The following is a 16,700-nucleotide window of genomic DNA, read 5'->3' on the forward strand; positions in this document are numbered from 1 at the left end:
TCCGCATTCGTCAAATCTCCCCGGCCAACCATGCTGACCAGCCTGGACCGAGACGCATGATCACATCAGGAGATCCAAGAAACAGAACCTAGCCGTGCAGCCAGATCCGCAGCGGACCGACCGGCTCGAAGCCGTGGCGGACGGCGACCGCCAGGGCGTCGCTGTGCTCGTAGCCGACCACCGGCAGGGTGGGGAACAGCCAGTGCACCGCGTCAAGTACGACCGGCCAGGCCGCATCAGGGCCGCCGTCCAGAGCGAAGACATTGGAGATTCCGACCACACGGTCGCTGCGGCTCGCCACCGCTCCGGCAATCACCTGGCCGCCAGGGGACCGTCCGGCGAGCACGAAGGTGGCCGGATCGTCTAGCAGTTCGGGCCGGAAGATGTCCGCATTGCCGTCCCCGTCGTCCCAGGCAAGCGCCCAGGCGCGCAGCGTGTCCGAGTCGCCCGCCACGTCCCAGGCAAGGTCCGATGCAGTGACGGGCGCACTCGCCGGGCGGTAGATCCACCGTGCATCGAACAGCACCCGAAAGCCGGCCTCCGTCAGGTCGAGGTCAGCGAAGCTGTCCTTGACGGAGGCGCCGGGCGCGGTGGTGTCGATCCGGGCCGCCAGCACGGCCGAGTCGGCACCCGGCACCAGCGTCACCGCGTCGGGGTAATACAACGGCGTTCGGGCCGGGGCGGCCCAGGCCTGTGCCCTGAACTCACTCGCCAGGTCGTGCGATCGGCTCATCGCCGCGCACCACTCGGCGTTGTTGCGGGCGGCGGCCTGGATCAGGAGCTGCTTCGGCGTCGTCACGAGCGCGGATCATGCTCCATCCCGGCCAGGCCTGTCGAACGGTTTTCCGCTTCCCGCGGGACGGACGCTCCGAACGTCGGCCAGCTCTGGGAGTTACGGGCCCTGTCTCCGATCACAAGATCAGCGACAGAGCCGAATAACGTGAACGTTCACACGACGTAGCGGTCGCCACGACGGGTCCGCGCAGCGATTTCGCCGGCAACGTCCGCCGGGCCGTTCCGTCTGTCGTTCCTACTCGCTGCCCTGGAGCCGTTCCCGCCGACGGGTGTCAGCGTGTGGAGGGCGTGCCGAGGAGGACGAGGATGATGGAGGCGCAGCAGCACAGGGCGACGAGGCAGAGTTGTAGTTGGCGGCAGCGAGATCTGTAGGGAGCCTTCAGCGCCCGCCCGTGTGCGTGCAGGGTGGTGAGCATTTCGCGGTTCATCCGCATGTGGTGGTGGGCGAAGCGGGTGGCGACTTCGTGTTGTTCGTCTGGGCCCAGCCAGGACAGCTCGCGGGCGAAGGCCTCGCCTTCCTCCTGTGCGCGGCGTAGTGCGGCTTGGTGCATCAGGTGGCCTTCAAGCCGGGCCAGGCCCGAGGTGACGTCGTCGGGGTCGGGATCGCTCATCGTTGTCCCTCAGCGGCTGCACGCGCTCTGGTCCGGTCTACGGTCTCCGTGGTGAGCCGCGGTGCAAGGGCGTGTATTCCCCGCGTTCAGGTGATGTACCGGTATCCCGTGGAGGAGGTGGTGTCCCGGGTGATGCCCCGGTATCCCGTGTAGGCGGTGGTGTCCTGGGCAGGGGTGCGGGATGACGACGATGCTCGGTGCTTTCGTGTTGGGTACGTACGATCCGCCTGCCCTGGCTGACTTCTATCGGGCTCTGCTGGGCTGGGAAGAGGTGGAGCGTGAGCCGAAGTGGGTCCGCCTGCGCGCGCCGGAATCAGAACGCCCAAGCCTCAGCTTTCAGCTGGAGAGCGACCACACGCCCCCGGTATGGCCACAGGGCCCCGGTACGCAGCAGATGCAGGCGCACCTGGACATCCAGGTGGACGACTTGGATGCGGAAACCGAGCGTGCCCTGGGTCTGGGCGCGAGGCTGGAGGGACATCAGCCTCAAGAAGGTGTACGGGTCATGCGGGATCCGCACGGTCACCTGTTCTGCCTTTTCCTCCCCGGCGCTTGACCGGAGGGGCGGGACGCCCGCGGTGACGAAGCCGCGCGGGAGCGCGTCCGGTGCCGCACCTGCCCGGAGCGCCCTATCGGACACGCGGGCGGTCCGGGCTCGGGCCCGTACGACAGGCGGAGGGCGAGGGCGGCGCCGTCCCCTCCCGAGGCAGCCACCACGCCTGGAGCCTCGCATTCGGCCCGTCAGCAAGTGATCCATTCGGCTACCGCAGGTATCGCGATCGGGCCAGCAGGGTTCCTAGGTCCAGCCCGGGGACCCCAGCTTTGTTCCGGGAGCCTCAGCCAGGTGGCGTGAGTAGCGCAGCCCAGTCTTGGCAAGCAGTTCCTCGAAACGATTCCTGAGCGTGCCCCGGGTGATCACCCGGCCGCGATCGGTCCGAGGTAGGTACCGCCGGAGACATCGATGGTCTGGCCGGTCACCCAGCGCCCCTGCGGGCCCACCAGGAAGCCCACCACGTCGGCGACGTCCTCCGGCTCGCCGATCCGCCCGAGCGCGGTGATCGACTCAAGCGCGGCCACCGCCTCGGGAACCGCAGCGTAGGGGGCGATCATGTCGGTCAGCACCACCCCGGGTTCGACCGTGTTCACGGTGATCCCACGCCGGCCCAGCTCGTTGGCGAGCGACGGGCCGAGAGCTGCCAGTGCGGCCTTGGTGACGGTGTAACCGATCTGGCCGGGTTCCGCGATCCGGGTGGCCGCCGACCCCATGTTGACGATCCGTCCGCCGTCCCGCAGCAGCGGCAGCGCCCGCTGAACCACGAAGACCGGCGTGCTCACGTTGACCGCCAGCAGCCGCTCGAACTCCTCCTCGGTGAGCTGCCCGATCGAACTGACCGAGTGGATGCCCGCGTTGTTGACCAGGATGTCCAGGCCCTCCGCGCCGTGGTCCGCCAACCCGGCGATGAGCTCCTTGAACAGCCGGTCCACCGCACCGCTCTCGCCGAACCGGGCCCGCACCGCGAACGCCCGGCCACCGACTTCGGCGATCCGCGCCACGGTCTCCGCGGCGGCCGCATCATTGCCGCCGTAGTGGACCCCGACGAGCGCTCCCTCGGCGGCGAGCCGCAGGGCGACCGCGCGCCCGATCCCGCGCGAGCCGCCCGTCACCAGTGCGGTCCTGCCGTCCAGTTCCCCCATGATCACCTCTCCCCTCGTGATGCCCCGGTCGATCCGGGAACGATTCAGCCTGAGCGGCCTCAATGAAGTGCAGTGCTGATCTTCCCGCGCCCACCCAGGCCGGTGCCGTGCCAGCCCAAGGATTCAGCACTCGCCTTCGACCGACCCGCTCAGAGAAGAATGGAATGCCGTGGCACGTACGTCATGCCGTGCCCCCTCCCGTTGACCACTTCGCGGACGCTCCCACCCTGCCGGAGCCGGGCCTTGACCGACAGGGCACGCTCAGTCAGCCCTGTGGCGGGAAGACATGCTGGGCGCCGTGATCAATCTCAGCACCAACGGCTGTTCGGTGATCCCCAAGGCCGTACCGGGCGGGCGGAGGTGCGACGGGTCATACGCCGTACTCCAGGATCGGGGTACGACAGACAGTCCACCGGGACGCCGCCCCACTGATTCCAGATCCCCAGGCTCGACACTCCGCGTGGGTGGTTTCGGAACCCGCTGATATGTCGACGCCACCGAGCCGCCGGCTGCTCTCCGCACCCGCCGACAAACGTTCTTTCGGGCGTTACCCCGACGGTCGGGGCGCTGATGTGCGTTTGGAGTGCGTTTCATGGATGGATCGGTGTTCTTGGAGGAGTGGCGGGCGGCGGATCGGGTGGGGGAGCCGGTGGCGGCGTGGCGGTGGGCGGTGGCCACGGGCGCGGTCCCGCCGGCGGACGGCCCGGATGGCTGCTGGTCGGCGCGGCTGGTCGCGGACGTCGATGCTGAGGGCGTACGCGCGGCGCTGCTGGGGTGTTCGGCGTTCGCGGCGGCGGAGCGGCTGACGGCGGCGCTCGGTGACCCGCTTCCGGTCGGGCGTCCGGCGGTCACGGCCGCGATGGTCGGTGACCTGGCGTCGGCGGGGCTGCTGGTGTGGCTGGGCGGCGACCGCCGGACCCCGACCGTCCACCGGGACCAGGTCGAGGCGCTCACCCGCCGCCGGGACCTGCCCGCCCTGCTCGACCGGCACTGTCGCCTCGGCCCGGACCAGGCCGGACGCCGACTGGGCGTACGTCGGACGGAGGTGGACCACCTTGTCCGGCTGCGCATGCTGCGCGCGGTCGGGACGAGGGAGGTGGATTTCGGGCGGGCGCAGGGCGGTGTGGTCGATGTGCCGCTCTACGCCGGCCGTGACGTCGCTCTCGTGTCGCTGCGGTGGCCGGAGGTCGATTGGCCGGCACTGCGTGCTCTGGGGTCGGGGCGTCGCTCACCGCTGGCCCGGTGGGAGTCGGCCGACGATGCGGGGATGACGTTGCCGCTGATCGCCCGCGTGGCGGGGGTGGCCGGGGCACGGTGACCGCCTGGCGCCGCCGGCACGCCGACTTCCCCACCGCGGCCTCCGGGACGTCGTCCGCCCCACGCTTCGACCGGGCGGGGGTGGTGGATTGGCTGTTGAGCCACAGCAAGGTGGGGTGGCCGTCAGGATGGACGGACGATTCAGGGTTGGGCGGGCCGGCGGGTGTACGGGGCGGAGCCGGGTGATCCGGTAGGGCCGCAGGAGGGGCACGCGTACGTGCAGCTGCTCGGCGGTCCGCTTGATGGCCTGCTGCTCGACGTGACCCGGTGGACGCCGCAGGACGTGGCGGGCGGTGCGCTGCTGATGTCCGATCGTGGCGCGTTCGGTCCGGGTGGCCGGTCGGACTACGAGCCGGCGGAGCCGGCCGGGGCCGGCGACGCCGTGGACCGGTTCGTGTGGCGGGGCGACTCGCCGTAGCGGGAAGTACCGGGTGGTTGTGGGGCGATGCGAGCGTAGTCGGTGGTGGGGCTAGGGTCGGGGTAGCCCGTGCCGACATGGCGTGCGCGAGTGAGGCCCGGTGCCCGCGCTTGCGGGGGCAGTACCACCGGGCCGCCTCGTTCCGTGTTCCTGCGGCCCGCTTTCCAGGATGGATGACGACATTTTCCCGTCATCATGTGACGGTCGTTGTCGTCATTGATTCGCAGCCATTTGGTGCTACTGTCCGGAGTCATTTCCGCGGTAGATCGACGTGGACATGGTTTACAGTTTCAGATGTTGGCCGATACGCTTTAATGTGTCAGGCGGCCTTGCGCGGTGCCGTTGCGTATTGGCATTTCAGTATGTATTGAGGTCGTCTCTGTGCATGCGTGAGGCCTGCCACGCTGGGTGCGGGGCAGGCCTCCTGTGGACCGCCGTCCCGGGCCTGGCTAAGAGGTCCGGGGCGGTGTCAGCCCAGTTTCACCAGTGCGGCCGCGAGGGTCGCGCAGGCGGCGAGCAGCTTGACGCCGGGTGTGAGGATGCGTGCGATGCGCAGTGCGCGGCGCAGGCGTCGGCGGTCCCCGGTGGGGTGCTTGCTCATGGTGTTCCTTTCCTTTGTGGGACGCACAGGTTGTGCGTCCTCCCGTGGGGTGTCCTGGACGTCGCAGGTCACCTCACGGAAAGGCGCGTGCGCCTCTCGGTGAAAAGAAACTCCATGCCCGAACTTAGCTCTTTTAATATCGCGTTGCACGCGATTCACTGAATACCACTTCGGAACGATGCATTCCGTTTGTTCCGGGTTGTCGGCTGTCGCCCGGGCTCGGCCGGGTTCGACCGGTGTTGGTGCGTCAGTTGGTGTGCTGCTGGTTTTCGGTGGTGGTGAGCTGCTGTCGTGCGGCGGTGAGGCGGCGGCGTGCGGTGCGGGTGCTGATCTGGTCGCGTTTGGCGAGTTGGGCGGCGGTGGGTTGGAAGGAGTCGGGGCCGGCGAGTTCGTCGGCGAGTTCACGTACGGCCCTCTTGCGGGGGGCCCGGCGTTGGTCGCCGGCGGTGCGGCGGGCGTTGATTTCGTGGCGGGGCCACCAGCGGCGGCCGTACTGCTCGATGCCGGGGGAGAGGTGGCCGGTCGAGGCGTAGGCACGGATGGTGTGGGGGCTGACGTCGAGGACGTCGCCGGCCTCGCGATCGGTCAGCAGGTCGTCGGGGTGGTCTCCGGGCGGGGGTAGGGCGGGCAGGGGCGTGCCGTTGAGGTGGGCGTGGGCCTGGTCGCGGTCGTAGAGCCGTAGGCGGTCGCCGGGGTTGATGACGGGGACGTGGGCGCGGAAGGCGGCGGCTTCGCGGCGGCGCCATGTCTGGATGTGCAGCCCTCGGGCGGTGGCGATGTCGTCCTCGGTCATGGCCGGGCGGCCGTGGGGGATCACGGGATGGTGCTCCTGTCCGCAGGGGTGGGGGCTCTAGACTGCTGTACGCAGTCCTGCCCTTGTGGTGGTGACGGGTAGGGGTCGGTGGGTACTGACCACACCTTTCGGGGTGTGGGCCGCCGGCCCCATCGTCATGTTCGGGAGGCCGCGGCTTACCCGCGTGGTGTCACCGCGGATGCCCTTCCGGGTTCGGCGGCGCCCGGTTCCGTCGTGCTGCTCCTGGTGCTCGGTGACGTCCTGGTCCTCGCGCATGGTCTCCGTGGTGGCGGGCCGGCGGCCCGGTCCGGGGTGACGGGTACGCGCCGCCCGTTCCGACGTGGTCAGTGTTACATCGATAGACCACAGATTCCACCTAAAAGACGGTCAAGTAACCCAAAAGGGTTGAAGGTTGGCGAATCAGCCCGATCCGCTGGATGTCTGTTGGCTATTGATGCATTGTTGTCCGTGTCGGAAGGGGCGGCCAGTACCCGCTCGCCGGCATCACCCATCACCACCTGAGAGAGGTACGGCTCATGACCGTCATCACCACCCCCGAGGCCCTGACCACCCTGACCCGCATCAGCCGGGCCGGGGCGGTCCCCACCGACTACCGCGTCGTCCTCGCGGGCCGGGCCGTCGGGATCGTGTCGGATGAAGCGGGCGTCATCGCCTCCCGTGGCCGCTACGCGGCCTGGTCGGTCGCGTTCGGCCCGAAGGGCTTCCACCACACCAAGGAAGCGGCAGCGGCCCGCGTGGTGGCCGCATGGCTCAACGTCGGCCACGGCTCCGCCCGGCTGCTGACGGCGGCCGGCACGGTCCACGCCTCCCGCCCCGCCGACGTCACCGGCGGTCGGGCACCGGCCTGCATGACCGACCACACGGCCTCCGCCCTCAAGATCATGCTGCGCACGGGCCGTGACGTGACCTGCCAGCACTGCCCGAAGGGCTGACAGCCCAGCCGGCGGCCCGTGGGTGAAGTTCTCTTCACCCACGGGCCGTGGGGGTGGGCGTACGGTTCTGTTTGCCCCTGGATGTGCCCGTGCGGATGCGCCGGTTCGGGGCCGGGCGCACTTCTGTTGCCGGGTGGAACGTTCCAGGTGAGCGAATTGATTCGAGACATTGTTCGAGTGTCGGAACCGAGAACAAGCCAAAGCGTGCACACTTCGTTTCGCTGCCCGCCGGCGCGTGCCCCGGACCCCGTAGTTTGTGTGACTGAGCGACATGGAACTATCACGGGAGTCCTTTTGAGAATCCGCCGTATGGGTGTTTCGGTGGCGATAGCCGCAGCGATCCTCGCAGCCACGACACAGGCCACGAGCGCGGCGTCGCCGGATCCGGCAGGTGTGCAGGCCGAGCAGCAGCGTGAGCAGGATGAGCGGGCGAAGGCTGCAGGAGGCGCGCGCACCGGCGGGGTCATCGCCGAGTACAAGGGTCGCAAGATCAACCTGGCCAAGGATGACTTGGGCGCTGTTGCGGTGTGTTCCGAGTACCCGGACAAGTCGGTGAAGTGTTTCGACTCCGAGAAGGAGTCGGCCGCTGACCTTGCGGCGTACAACGGGCGGCACAAGGCTGGCACCAAGGACGCTCTGCCTACCGCTCCGAAGGGCCGCGGTGCGCTCGCCCCGCGCGCTGGCGGTGCGGTTTCCCCCAGCGCAGGCGGTGCTCTGTCCCCCAGCGCGGGCGAGGCTTCGATTCTCGTCGACGGCAACGGTACGCCCACGTGCAACTGGGGGTGGACGTGCCTGTGGATGGACGCGAACTACTACGGTCGCAAGTACCAGTGGTCCGATGACGGTTCCAAGAAGCTCGGTGACTGGGGAATCCGGGACAAGGCTTCGTCCACGTGCAACAACGACGAGATGGGCGGGATGGCCCTGTACGACTGGCGCACGGGGATGCCCGATCCGCAGATCATCACCGCCCTCGGCGGCTGCCTCGACAACCTCCACAACCACGGTTACCCCACCGGCGGGAACTGGGGCGACAAGGCTGACGAGCTAGTTATGTGATCTCCGGCGCCATGCCAACTTTTGCTGCGCCCCTGCTGCCATATCTTGCAGGGGCGCAGTTTCGTCTCTCGTACTGGAAGGCACGCTCATGCCTGTACAACACCGCCACCGCGCCACTGTCGTTGCCGCCCTCTGTGCCGTGCTGCTCAGCGGGTGCTCCGTTACCAGCGAGCCGGTTGACACTGCCGGTATTCCCGCAAGCCTGCCTGCTCCCGCCCCACACGGCCCCTATGCGCCCGAGGACGCTGTGCGTGCCGAACAGCTGAAGCAATGGGCAAGTGCCAACGCCGACAGCGGGCAGCAGGCGGCCTCGGCCCGGGTCAAGGCGGTACAGGTCGTGGAGTCGGGTGACAGGCAGCATGTCTACTTGCACACCGATCTGCCCCATTCTGATGGCAAGCCGCCGGAGCAGACCGGCAACCTTTTCGCTGTTTACGAGGCTTGGCCCAACCGTCCGGCCACGGCGGTGCGGATCGGTGTGTTCGATAGCGATGGCCACCGGGTCGGCACCGCAGGAGTTCCGCTTCCCACGCCCTCGGCCGGTTGACCTATTTGCCTGCGGGTTTGGTTTGACGCTCTGGGGCAGTGCACCGGGCTGCCTCAGTTCTTCTCTGTCCGACCCTGCCGGAGGCCCTTTGTGAGTGGGTGGGGTGGTGGCAGCGGTTGGGCGTCAGCGGGGGTGCGGGAGCTCGTCGTGTTGAGGGCCTTGTGTAGCTGGGGGTTTTCTTGGTGTCGGTTGTCTCGGGCTGGTGATGTTGGCTGCCACTGGGTGACCAAGTTGCTGTCATGTGGTGGCTAGCACGGCAATGGGTGGCTGTCATGGGTTTGCCCATTCCGGTGTTCGTTGTCGTGGTCGCCGGGTGTGCTGGCGGGTATGGGTGAGGAGTTGCGGCTGGCGCGGGGTGTGGTGGTGCGTCGGTTGTTGGCGGTGGACCAGGGGCCTGGGTCGGTGTCGTCGCTGCATGTGCGGGTGATGGCTGAAGCCGTGGGGGTGTCGGCGTACTCCTCTGAGTGCTCCGCCAAGTACAGACAAACGTGCACCGCTTGACGGTCGGCGTGATGGTTGGGATTGGCTGACCGAAGGCAGTGTCGGGGGTCTCTCGGGGGCCTGTCATGATCTCGGCCATGGACGAGATCACCAAGGTTCTGAGGCGGGAGTTCGACGCAGAGGAAGGGAGCTTCCTGCTGCGGCTGCGTGGAGATCTGGACTGGGACCGGACTGCCTTCACCTGCCTGGAGCGGGCGATGCGGGCCGCATGCGAGCGGTCCCAGTCTGACGAGAAACTCGATCGATGGGTCGCTGAGGGGTTCTATGAGGTCGCGACCTGGGTTCCGTCGTGGACGTCACATCCGAACTTTCCAAAGCCGGCGCCCGATGCCTACTTCGAGGACTGCATCGAGCGAATCGGGGATCTTGCCAACTGGTTCTTTCGGGGCTGGCACGACTACTCCGAGGGGCATGTCTGGACTGACCTGTGAAGACTCCCGGGAGCTTGGTCAGGCTGCGTCGTCCCGGTCGCGTTCGATGGCTGCGATCCGGTTCTTGAGTCGGTAGCTGGGTCCGTTGATGGAGATCACGTCGCAGTGGTGGAGGAGTCGGTCGAGGATGGCGGTGGCGAGGACTTCGTCGCCGAACACCTGTCCCCATTCACTGAAGGTCTTGTTCGAGGTCAGGATGATCGAGCCCTTTTCGTAGCGCTTTGAGATCACCTGGAAGACCAGGTTGGCCTCGGCACGTTCGAGGGGTTGGTAGCCCACTTCGTCGACGACGAGGACAGCAGGTCGGAGGTAGCTGCCGAGCTTGCTGGTCAGGCGCCTGGCAGCCTCGGCGGTCTTGAGGTTGCGGACCATGTCGTCGAGGCTGGTGAAGTAGATCGAGTATCCGGCCCTGCATGCCGCGACCGCGAGAGCGACGGCGATGTGTGTCTTGCCCACTCCCGGCGGCCCGAGCAGAGCCGCGTTGGCCTTGGCCTCGACGAAGGAGAGAGTCGCCAGGTCCTTGACCTTGCGCGGGTCGAGCTCGGGCTGGAACGAGAAGTCGTAGTCGTCCAGCGTCTTGTGGTGCGGCAGCTTCGAGATCCGCAGGCCGGTGCGGAAGCGGCGGTCGTCACGGACCGCGAGTTCTTCGGAGAGGACCAGGTCGATGAAGTCGAGGTAGCCCATCTTGGCCTCGTCAGCCCGCTGAGCGTACTGAGTCAGGGCCTCGGCCAGGTGGGGCAGTCCCAGCTTGCCGGCCGTGTTGCGGATGCGGGTGGAGACCAGCTCACTCAAGACGTTTCCCTCGTGCTCGGCTTGGTGGTGAAGGGGCGGGTGCCGGTCAGCTCGTCATAGACCGACAAAGGCCGGCGGCCGACCTCGACCCGGGTGACCGCGGCCCGGTTCAGCAAGGCCGCCAGCGGCCCGGAATCGGGGCCTGTGTTCTGCCGGCGGGGCAGCGGCAGGCTCCCGTCGCCGGCTGTGACGCGGCGGCCGGATCCCGTGGGCAGGCCGTCCCAGTGCTTCTCATCCACGACCCGGGCGCCCCGCCCGGGGGCCCGCGGATGTGTGGCCAGCAGCGTCTCGCCGCTGTGACCGGGGACGGTGGCATGCAGCATGATCTGGGACTTCGTGGCCCTGACCTCGACCAGCTGACGCGGACGAACCCTGCGGGCCGGCACCGAGTAGAGATTCGCATCGAAGGCGACCAGGCAGTCCTTGCCGACATAGCGAAGGTGTCGCTGTGTGACCACATAAAGCGTCTGCGGCAGCGGTCGCAGGGCCACGTGGTCGCGGACCGCCCGCAGGCCGATGACCTCGCCGTGGGTGCCGTGAACCTTCGCCCGCCGCATTGGAACCCAGGCGGTGAACGCGGCGTTCATTTCCTCGATGGAGGAGAAGGCGCGTCCGGCCAGAACGTGGTCGCGGACGATCAGTACCTGCCTCTCGACCCGGCCTTTCCCCGTGGGCCGGTAGGCGGCCAGCACGTCGGGATCGAAGTCGTAATGCCCGCGAACGCGACGGCCTCGGGATGCAGAGGCACCGCCTCACCCGGTGCGACGTGCCAGCGGACCACCGTTTTCGTGCGGTCGTAGACGATCGACATCGGCACCCCTCTAATATGCGGGTCTCGATGTCAAGCACGGGATACCCGCTGGAGCTTCACGTAGGCATCCGGCAGGATGTCGGACGTGATCCTGAAGTATCCCTGCGTGTGCTGCGGCCACCTGACGATGAACGACGGGCCCGGCTCGTATCAGATCTGCCCGGTCTGTTTCTGGGAGGACGACGCCATCCAGCTGCGCTGGCCGGACTACTCAGGTGGCGCCAACAGGCCTTCCCTGATCGAGGCCCAGCAGAACTTCCAGGACTACGGAGCATGCGACGAACGGTCCATGGAACACGTCAGGTATCCCGAGGACGACGAGCCGCTGGACTCGAGCTGGCGCCCCATCGATACAGACCGCGATCGCTTCGAGCCCAAGGCCGTGCAGCTAGCCGCCTGGCCTGACGACCGCACTGTCCTTTACTGGTGGCGATATAGGCGCACCGGATTCTGGCGTCCCGCTCAGTGACGTCGTCACCCGGCCTGTTCGTCGAGTCGGTGAAGGAGCCCGTCGAAGATCTGCTCGCGGGCAACCTGCCCCTTCGCTGCCGCGTCGTCCCGCTGGCGTTCGAGCGTTGGACGGAACTCGATCGTGGTGACGAAGAACGTGCAGGACTCGCAGATCGACTCGAAGTGGCAGTCCATCTCGACCGGGCGAGCGCAGTACCCGTTCCCGAGCATGCGACGGTGCATTTCCCGGCGGAGCTTGGCCATTTCCGAGCCCTCGGCATCGGCCGGCAGGCAGCGCGGGGCGTCGTAGAGCGCCTCCACCTTCTCCGAGACGGCGAAGTACTCGTCCGCCACGGTCCGGTCGGCGATCCGAGCATAAACGCGTGTCATGGACAACGAACGATGTCCAAGAAGCGCGGCGATGGCCTCCAGGGACATACCCCGGTTGATCGCCTGGGTGGCCAGAGTATGCCGCAGCTGGTGTGGCGTGACCCGGCCGAGGCCGGCTCGCTCGGCGGCCCTGCGGACGGCGGCTTCGATGCGGGAGGCGTTGACCGCACGACCGTGATCGGTGAACAGTAGGTTCGAACGAAGGCCCTCGGGCCGGTGTGATAGCCAGTCGTCCAGCAGCGTCTTCAGCTGCGGGTGCAGGGGGACGTAGCGGTCGGTGTGCATCTTGCCGACCGGAATGCGGAGCCAATAGGCGGACCCGATCTGGACGACTGCGTCGATGGTGAGTCCGAGCATCTCGCCGCGGCGCATTCCGGTTCGGGCCAGGATCTCTATGGCCAGCCGGACGAACGGATCGGGATCACGTCGGGCGGCGGCCAGCAGCTTGGCAGCTGCGGCGTCGTCGAGGAAGCGCGGTAGTGGCTCGTCCGCGATCGGGAAGTCGCTGTCGAACACCAGCTGGCGGGGCGGCCGGTCGACGGCGTCCCACTCGTCCAGGCGGCGGAAGAATCCTCGGAGCTTGCTCAGCCGGTCGCGGACGGTGTGCCGGTGGAGCGGCCCACCGCGGGCGGCAGGCCGCTCCAGCAGCCACTGCCGGTAGCGTTCGACGTGCTGCCGCTTGAGCTCGGCAACACATGTCACGGTCGTGTCCTCGGCGGCCACCAGCAGGGCGAACTCCCGCAGCGTCAGCTCGGCGTTCTTCACCGTGCCCGGCCGCAGCGTTCCCGCGATCTGTTCGAGGTAGTTCTGCATCGTGGACGCCATTGTGGGTGCAACGCGTGACCACTCGGCGGCACGGATGCCGGCTCGATCCGGGTGACGTCGGCGCGGGAGCTCGTTGGACAGCTCGCAGTGGAAGAGCGTCGCCTCGAGGTTGAACAGAGAGGTCGACAGGGCCTTGACCCCGCGATTGGGAATGCGACGGGCCGCCTCCAGCAGCAGATCACGGCCCTGGTCCCAGTCACTCTGCTGCAGCTCGTGCGGTTGCTTGCCGAAGAGAGCCACGAAGTGGCCCAGCAGATTGAACTGGGACATGGCCAGATAGTCGCGGAAGCCGAGTGTCCGGGCTGTCTCCATGAACCGCAGGTGTAGTTCCGGCTCCGTCCTGGCCAGCACGATGCCCAGCCGTGGGCGCCGCGCGACCAGGTAGTCCGCCCCGGGCTGCAGACGTCCGGTGACTGAGAGCCAGCTGATGAATCGGTGCGTCTCATGGTTGAAGGCGAGTTGACGCTCGAGCGGAAGGCGGCAGAACTCCTCCAGATCGGGCACTGCGACAAGCAGGGCGCGAGCACCCCAGCGGACCTTGTGGTCGGTGTTCATGCCCTGTGCAGCCCGGTGAGCGAGGTAGAACTCGACCAGGTCCGGACGCACGATCGGCAATGCTGCGGCTCGGGCCCGGCGCATCAGACGTCCGCCGTGTCGGCATCGATGGCGGCGCTTGCCTCGAGGTACTGCTCGGCGAGCCAGCTGTTCGCGAGGTGGATGTAGAGCCGGGTGGATTCGATGGAGCGGTGTCCGGCCTGGGCCTGTACCGCTTCCAGGGCCATGCCCGCCTCCCGCAGCCGGGTCAGGCACGTATGGCGGAGCTGGTGGCAGGTCAGCCTTGGCAGTCCGGTCCGCTTCCGGACCCCGTCGAGGATCTCGTCCAGACCATCGGAGGAGAGCGGCCGACCGCGGGTCGGTCCGCGAAGTACGACGAACAGCCGGTCGTGGTCGACTGCAGGACGCTCCTGCTCAAGGTAGTCGCCGACCGAGGCGAAGAACTGTGCGGATATCGGTATCAGCCGCTGGTGCCCGCCTTTGCCCTCGCTGATGAAGACGCGACGCTCGCCCGGCGACAGGTCGCTCAGCCGCAGGCCGAGCACCTCACAGCGGCGCAGTCCGCCCAGCAGCATCGCGAGAACCATGGCCCGGTCCCGCCTGGTGTTCAGCGCACCAAGCACCTCTTCGACCTCGCGCGGCCCGAGGACGCGCGGGAGGGTACGCGGCGTGCGCAACAGCGGCGACCCTCGATTGCCGCTCCGGCGGCGGTTGGCCAGCCCGGTCGGCACCGGGTTGCGTTCGATGGAGAGGTCATCGCGGGTCATCAGGTAGCCGAATAGCCCGGAGACGCTGGCCAGCCGACGCTTGATTGTCCGCGCTGAAAGCCCCGCTTCACCGTCCTCAAGTCGGACGACCTTCGTCCCTCGTCGTGGCTTCTTCTGCGCTGTGATGAACGCGAAGATGTCCGCAGTGACGACCTCGGTCGGCTCCTTGGAGACCACCGTGAAGAAGACCTTCAGGTCATAGGCGGTGGCCAGCAGAGTGTTCGGCCGGCAACGTGCCGCCACGAACTCCAGGTAGTCGTCGACCAGGGCGTGCCCCAGTGATGCCGCCAGGTTCCCTGCGGTGTCGACGCGTCGTACCAATTCTGGCTGCCAGGCCATCCGTGCTCCTCGACGGGAGTGACCATCCTGACTGGGAACACGAGATCGCGGAAGAGTTGTCACCCACATAACCGCCGAAGTGCGCGAACCCCTGGCGGTGGCAGTCGAAGAAGGTGGCCAGGTCCTGGCTGGTGGTGAAGCAGCAGAACGGATCACGCGAGTAGGACAACGTCATGTGGAACGAGTAGACCTTCGGGATGCCCACGTGAGCGAGGATCTTGCCCTCGTCACCCCAGTCGACCTGAGCCTGGGCCCCTGGCACCACCTCAAACCGGCGGTGCAGCCCCGCCAGCTCACCCGGGCTGATGCCCAGTTCCTCCGCGATGCGGGGGCGGGCCTCCTGCAAGTAGATCTTGACGCGCTGGTAGTTGATGGTGAACCCGTACTCCGCCACCAGCCGTTCGTGGATCACCGCCCCCTTGAGCAGGATCTCGGCCCGCAGCATCGCGTCGATCAACGGCGCGACCTCGTCCACCACCCGCTGGTACGGCTGACCGTTGGGAGCCCGCCTCGGCGGCGCGACAGGCGTCTCGCCAGACAAGTACTTGCCGACCGTACGACGGTTCAGCCCGGTCTCCTTCGCGATCTCCCGCAAGCTCACCGCACCGGACTCATACAGACCGCGAAACCGCCTCAGCTCCAACCAGCGATGCGGATCCAAGACCACCCTCGCCGCCCTCCGTCGACCCTGAACAGACGACAGCAGACTCGTGGCCCCAGCCCCGCACCGCATCAACAACGGTGCACATTCATCCGTACGCGGTGGTGCACGTTCACTTGTACGCCGACACCGGGTCGTCTTCGCGGGCGCTTGACGGGCCGTGGCGGGGTCTTCACGCCCAGCTCGGCGTGGGGAGCGCACAGCTCGGCCCGGTCTTGGCCCGCCGGGTGGTGGCGCAGCCTCGGACTACCCGAACTGAACGAACAGCAAGAACGGCAGACTAGGGCCCACGGACTCAGGACTCGCCGCGCTGCTGGGCGCCGCTGTCGGCTCCGCCACCACCCTCGGGGCCGCAATCGTCAACGGGGGTGTCCCAGCAGTCCCCGGTATGTACCCGGACAGCCGGGCGGTCGGTGCCGATCCCGTGCTCGACCAGCCACGCCGGAGGTGCTGGCGCGGGCCCGGCGCCGGGGCAGGCTGTCCGGGAGCCGCGGCGTCGGACGAGGTTGTCGAGCGGAACGGGCCCCCGCCGGGAAACGCGGACCCGCGACGCGGGCGCGGCAGGCACTGAGGGCGGTTTCGTCAGGGAGTGCAAGGGCGCGCCCACGAGACGGCCCGCCGCGGTGGAGGACAGGCTGTCCTTCCCGGAGGTGTCGTTCCCCAGGCGAGCCAGGCGAGCCAGGCGCGCGGCTGGGAGACCGGTGCCGCCGGTCGCGGATCCGGGCCACGCGGTAGGCCAGCAGAGCCACAGGCGCGAGCCGACCCAAGAGGCCGAGCAGTCAGGCCCACCCACAAGCCCACACACGCGACGGGAAACCTTCGGCGGGAATCGACGCCGGCCTTCAGTAGAAAAACAACAAACCCGCCAACCCACCCACCAGCCAAAACCCTATGGAAAGCCCGGGGTTCGGTCCTCCGGGCCGTTGCGGTGTCCCGCTTCGCTCCCCTCAGTCCTTACGACTTCGCCTCCAGGACCACAGCCCGCTTCTCGGGCCGTTGACGGCGGCAGGAAGGGGCGGGTTGATGAGCCGGTCCAGCAGTCGGTAGGCGATGTCGTGCCCGTAAAAGTCAGCAAGGTCGATGGGGGCCATGTAGGCAGGGGTGGTTGCGTTCGGATCGGCCCCATAAGCCAGCAGGATCGCTGTGAGCCTGCAGTCCGGGGGTATACCGGACTTGAGTCCTGTATCTCCCTCCACATCGATGGCATGCATAAGAAGGGTGAGCCCTCCACACACCTCGTCAACATCAGCTCCTTCCGCAAGACAACGCGTCAAGGCCGTGAAGTCATTGGACTCGACGGCCCCATGGACCGGCGTCCAAGGGGTATCAGTCATTCAGGCTCCTTTTGAAGTACGAGTTGTCCGTTGTCACGCGTCCGCGCTGAAATGC

Annotated in this window: 17 protein-coding genes and 2 pseudogenes; 8 read left to right on the plus strand and 11 right to left on the minus strand. The window is 67.7% G+C overall.

Features of this window, described 5'->3' with window-relative positions; all coding sequences use genetic code 11:
- Positions 1-88: 88 nt before the first annotated feature.
- Positions 89-799: a hypothetical protein gene (locus AB0D46_RS32265; RefSeq protein ID WP_362882726.1), complete on the minus strand. Its 711-nt coding sequence runs from the start codon at positions 797-799 to the stop codon at positions 89-91.
- Positions 800-1,067: 268 nt separating this feature from the next.
- The gene (locus AB0D46_RS32270) at positions 1,068-1,406 is read right to left on the minus strand and encodes a hypothetical protein (protein ID WP_362882727.1); all 339 of its coding nucleotides are present in this window, start codon (positions 1,404-1,406) and stop codon (positions 1,068-1,070) included.
- 181 nt (positions 1,407-1,587) lie between these two features.
- Here AB0D46_RS32270 and AB0D46_RS32275 point away from each other — a divergent pair, with 181 nt between their 5' ends.
- Positions 1,588-1,962 (plus strand): VOC family protein, encoded by a 375-nt coding sequence (locus AB0D46_RS32275; RefSeq protein WP_362882729.1) that lies wholly within the window; start codon positions 1,588-1,590, stop codon positions 1,960-1,962.
- A gap of 359 nt (positions 1,963-2,321) precedes the next feature.
- Here the strand turns inward: AB0D46_RS32275 and AB0D46_RS32280 are convergent, their stop codons facing one another.
- Positions 2,322-3,101, minus strand: a complete 780-nt coding sequence (locus AB0D46_RS32280) for an SDR family oxidoreductase (protein ID WP_362882730.1) — start codon at positions 3,099-3,101, stop codon at positions 2,322-2,324.
- Between the two features lie 592 nt (positions 3,102-3,693).
- Between AB0D46_RS32280 and AB0D46_RS32285 the strand changes: the two genes are divergently transcribed.
- Positions 3,694-4,419, plus strand: a complete 726-nt coding sequence (locus tag AB0D46_RS32285) for a hypothetical protein (RefSeq protein ID WP_362882732.1) — start codon at positions 3,694-3,696, stop codon at positions 4,417-4,419.
- 138 nt (positions 4,420-4,557) lie between these two features.
- Positions 4,558-4,836, plus strand: a complete 279-nt coding sequence (locus AB0D46_RS32290; RefSeq protein ID WP_362882799.1) for a hypothetical protein — start codon at positions 4,558-4,560, stop codon at positions 4,834-4,836.
- 469 nt (positions 4,837-5,305) lie between these two features.
- Here AB0D46_RS32290 and AB0D46_RS32295 read toward each other — a convergent pair whose 3' ends face one another.
- The gene (locus AB0D46_RS32295) at positions 5,306-5,437 is read right to left on the minus strand and encodes a hypothetical protein (RefSeq protein WP_362882734.1); all 132 of its coding nucleotides are present in this window, start codon (positions 5,435-5,437) and stop codon (positions 5,306-5,308) included.
- 247 nt (positions 5,438-5,684) lie between these two features.
- Positions 5,685-6,254, minus strand: coding sequence for a DNA-binding protein (locus AB0D46_RS32300; protein WP_362882736.1), 570 nt, complete (start codon positions 6,252-6,254; stop codon positions 5,685-5,687).
- Positions 6,255-6,766: 512 nt separating this feature from the next.
- Between AB0D46_RS32300 and AB0D46_RS32305 the strand changes: the two genes are divergently transcribed.
- From AB0D46_RS32305 to AB0D46_RS32320, 4 genes are all read left to right on the plus strand, one after another.
- Entirely contained in the window at positions 6,767-7,183 is a 417-nt protein-coding gene (locus AB0D46_RS32305; RefSeq protein WP_362882738.1) for a hypothetical protein, read from the plus strand.
- A 309-nt stretch (positions 7,184-7,492) separates the two neighbouring features.
- Complete coding sequence (locus AB0D46_RS32310) at positions 7,493-8,242, plus strand: peptidase inhibitor family I36 protein (protein WP_362882739.1); 750 nt, start codon at positions 7,493-7,495, stop codon at positions 8,240-8,242.
- Positions 8,243-8,489: 247 nt separating this feature from the next.
- Positions 8,490-8,789 (plus strand): hypothetical protein, encoded by a 300-nt coding sequence (locus tag AB0D46_RS32315; RefSeq protein WP_362882740.1) that lies wholly within the window; start codon positions 8,490-8,492, stop codon positions 8,787-8,789.
- 578 nt (positions 8,790-9,367) lie between these two features.
- Complete coding sequence (locus AB0D46_RS32320; RefSeq protein WP_362882742.1) at positions 9,368-9,721, plus strand: hypothetical protein; 354 nt, start codon at positions 9,368-9,370, stop codon at positions 9,719-9,721.
- Between the two features lie 18 nt (positions 9,722-9,739).
- Here the strand turns inward: AB0D46_RS32320 and istB are convergent, their stop codons facing one another.
- Both istB and AB0D46_RS32330 read right to left on the minus strand, forming a co-directional pair.
- Complete coding sequence (istB, locus tag AB0D46_RS32325) at positions 9,740-10,513, minus strand: IS21-like element helper ATPase IstB (protein WP_362882743.1); 774 nt, start codon at positions 10,511-10,513, stop codon at positions 9,740-9,742.
- Positions 10,510-11,333, minus strand: a pseudogene (locus tag AB0D46_RS32330) (IS21 family transposase); the annotation flags it as partial. The gene istB and the pseudogene AB0D46_RS32330, both read right to left, overlap by 4 nt.
- Before the next feature lie 67 nt (positions 11,334-11,400).
- Here AB0D46_RS32330 and AB0D46_RS32335 point away from each other — a divergent pair.
- Entirely contained in the window at positions 11,401-11,793 is a 393-nt protein-coding gene (locus tag AB0D46_RS32335) for a CPCC family cysteine-rich protein (RefSeq protein WP_362882745.1), read from the plus strand.
- A gap of 5 nt (positions 11,794-11,798) precedes the next feature.
- Here AB0D46_RS32335 and AB0D46_RS32340 read toward each other — a convergent pair whose 3' ends face one another.
- The 4 genes and pseudogenes from AB0D46_RS32340 to AB0D46_RS32355 form a co-directional block, all read right to left on the minus strand.
- Positions 11,799-13,595, minus strand: coding sequence for a tyrosine-type recombinase/integrase (locus AB0D46_RS32340; RefSeq protein WP_362882747.1), 1,797 nt, complete (start codon positions 13,593-13,595; stop codon positions 11,799-11,801).
- A gap of 32 nt (positions 13,596-13,627) precedes the next feature.
- Positions 13,628-14,650: a tyrosine-type recombinase/integrase gene (locus AB0D46_RS32345; RefSeq protein WP_362882749.1), complete on the minus strand. Its 1,023-nt coding sequence runs from the start codon at positions 14,648-14,650 to the stop codon at positions 13,628-13,630.
- A 70-nt stretch (positions 14,651-14,720) separates the two neighbouring features.
- Positions 14,721-15,317 (minus strand): annotated as a pseudogene (locus AB0D46_RS32350) (IS21 family transposase); the annotation flags it as partial.
- 941 nt (positions 15,318-16,258) lie between these two features.
- Positions 16,259-16,645, minus strand: a complete 387-nt coding sequence (locus AB0D46_RS32355; protein WP_362882751.1) for an ankyrin repeat domain-containing protein — start codon at positions 16,643-16,645, stop codon at positions 16,259-16,261.
- Positions 16,646-16,700 lie beyond the last annotated feature (55 nt).

The sequence above is a fragment of the Streptomyces sp. NPDC048383 genome (assembly GCF_040651775.1).
Taxonomy (GTDB): Bacteria; Actinomycetota; Actinomycetes; order Streptomycetales; family Streptomycetaceae; genus Streptomyces.

What these genes read in the sequence shown, in the direction of transcription:
- AB0D46_RS32270 (WP_362882727.1), bottom strand. Translation starts at nt 1,406, where the DNA reads ATGAGCGATCCCGACCCCGACGACGTCACCTCGGGCCTGGCCCGGCTT.
- AB0D46_RS32275 (WP_362882729.1), top strand. Translation starts at nt 1,588, where the DNA reads ATGACGACGATGCTCGGTGCTTTCGTGTTGGGTACGTACGATCCGCCT.
- AB0D46_RS32280 (WP_362882730.1), bottom strand. Translation starts at nt 3,101, where the DNA reads ATGGGGGAACTGGACGGCAGGACCGCACTGGTGACGGGCGGCTCGCGC.
- AB0D46_RS32285 (WP_362882732.1), top strand. Translation starts at nt 3,694, where the DNA reads ATGGATGGATCGGTGTTCTTGGAGGAGTGGCGGGCGGCGGATCGGGTG.
- AB0D46_RS32295 (WP_362882734.1), bottom strand. Translation starts at nt 5,437, where the DNA reads ATGAGCAAGCACCCCACCGGGGACCGCCGACGCCTGCGCCGCGCACTG.
- AB0D46_RS32305 (WP_362882738.1), top strand. Translation starts at nt 6,767, where the DNA reads ATGACCGTCATCACCACCCCCGAGGCCCTGACCACCCTGACCCGCATC.
- AB0D46_RS32310 (WP_362882739.1), top strand. Translation starts at nt 7,493, where the DNA reads ATGGGTGTTTCGGTGGCGATAGCCGCAGCGATCCTCGCAGCCACGACA.
- AB0D46_RS32320 (WP_362882742.1), top strand. Translation starts at nt 9,368, where the DNA reads ATGGACGAGATCACCAAGGTTCTGAGGCGGGAGTTCGACGCAGAGGAA.
- AB0D46_RS32335 (WP_362882745.1), top strand. Translation starts at nt 11,401, where the DNA reads ATGTCGGACGTGATCCTGAAGTATCCCTGCGTGTGCTGCGGCCACCTG.
- AB0D46_RS32345 (WP_362882749.1), bottom strand. Translation starts at nt 14,650, where the DNA reads ATGGCCTGGCAGCCAGAATTGGTACGACGCGTCGACACCGCAGGGAAC.
- AB0D46_RS32355 (WP_362882751.1), bottom strand. Translation starts at nt 16,645, where the DNA reads ATGACTGATACCCCTTGGACGCCGGTCCATGGGGCCGTCGAGTCCAAT.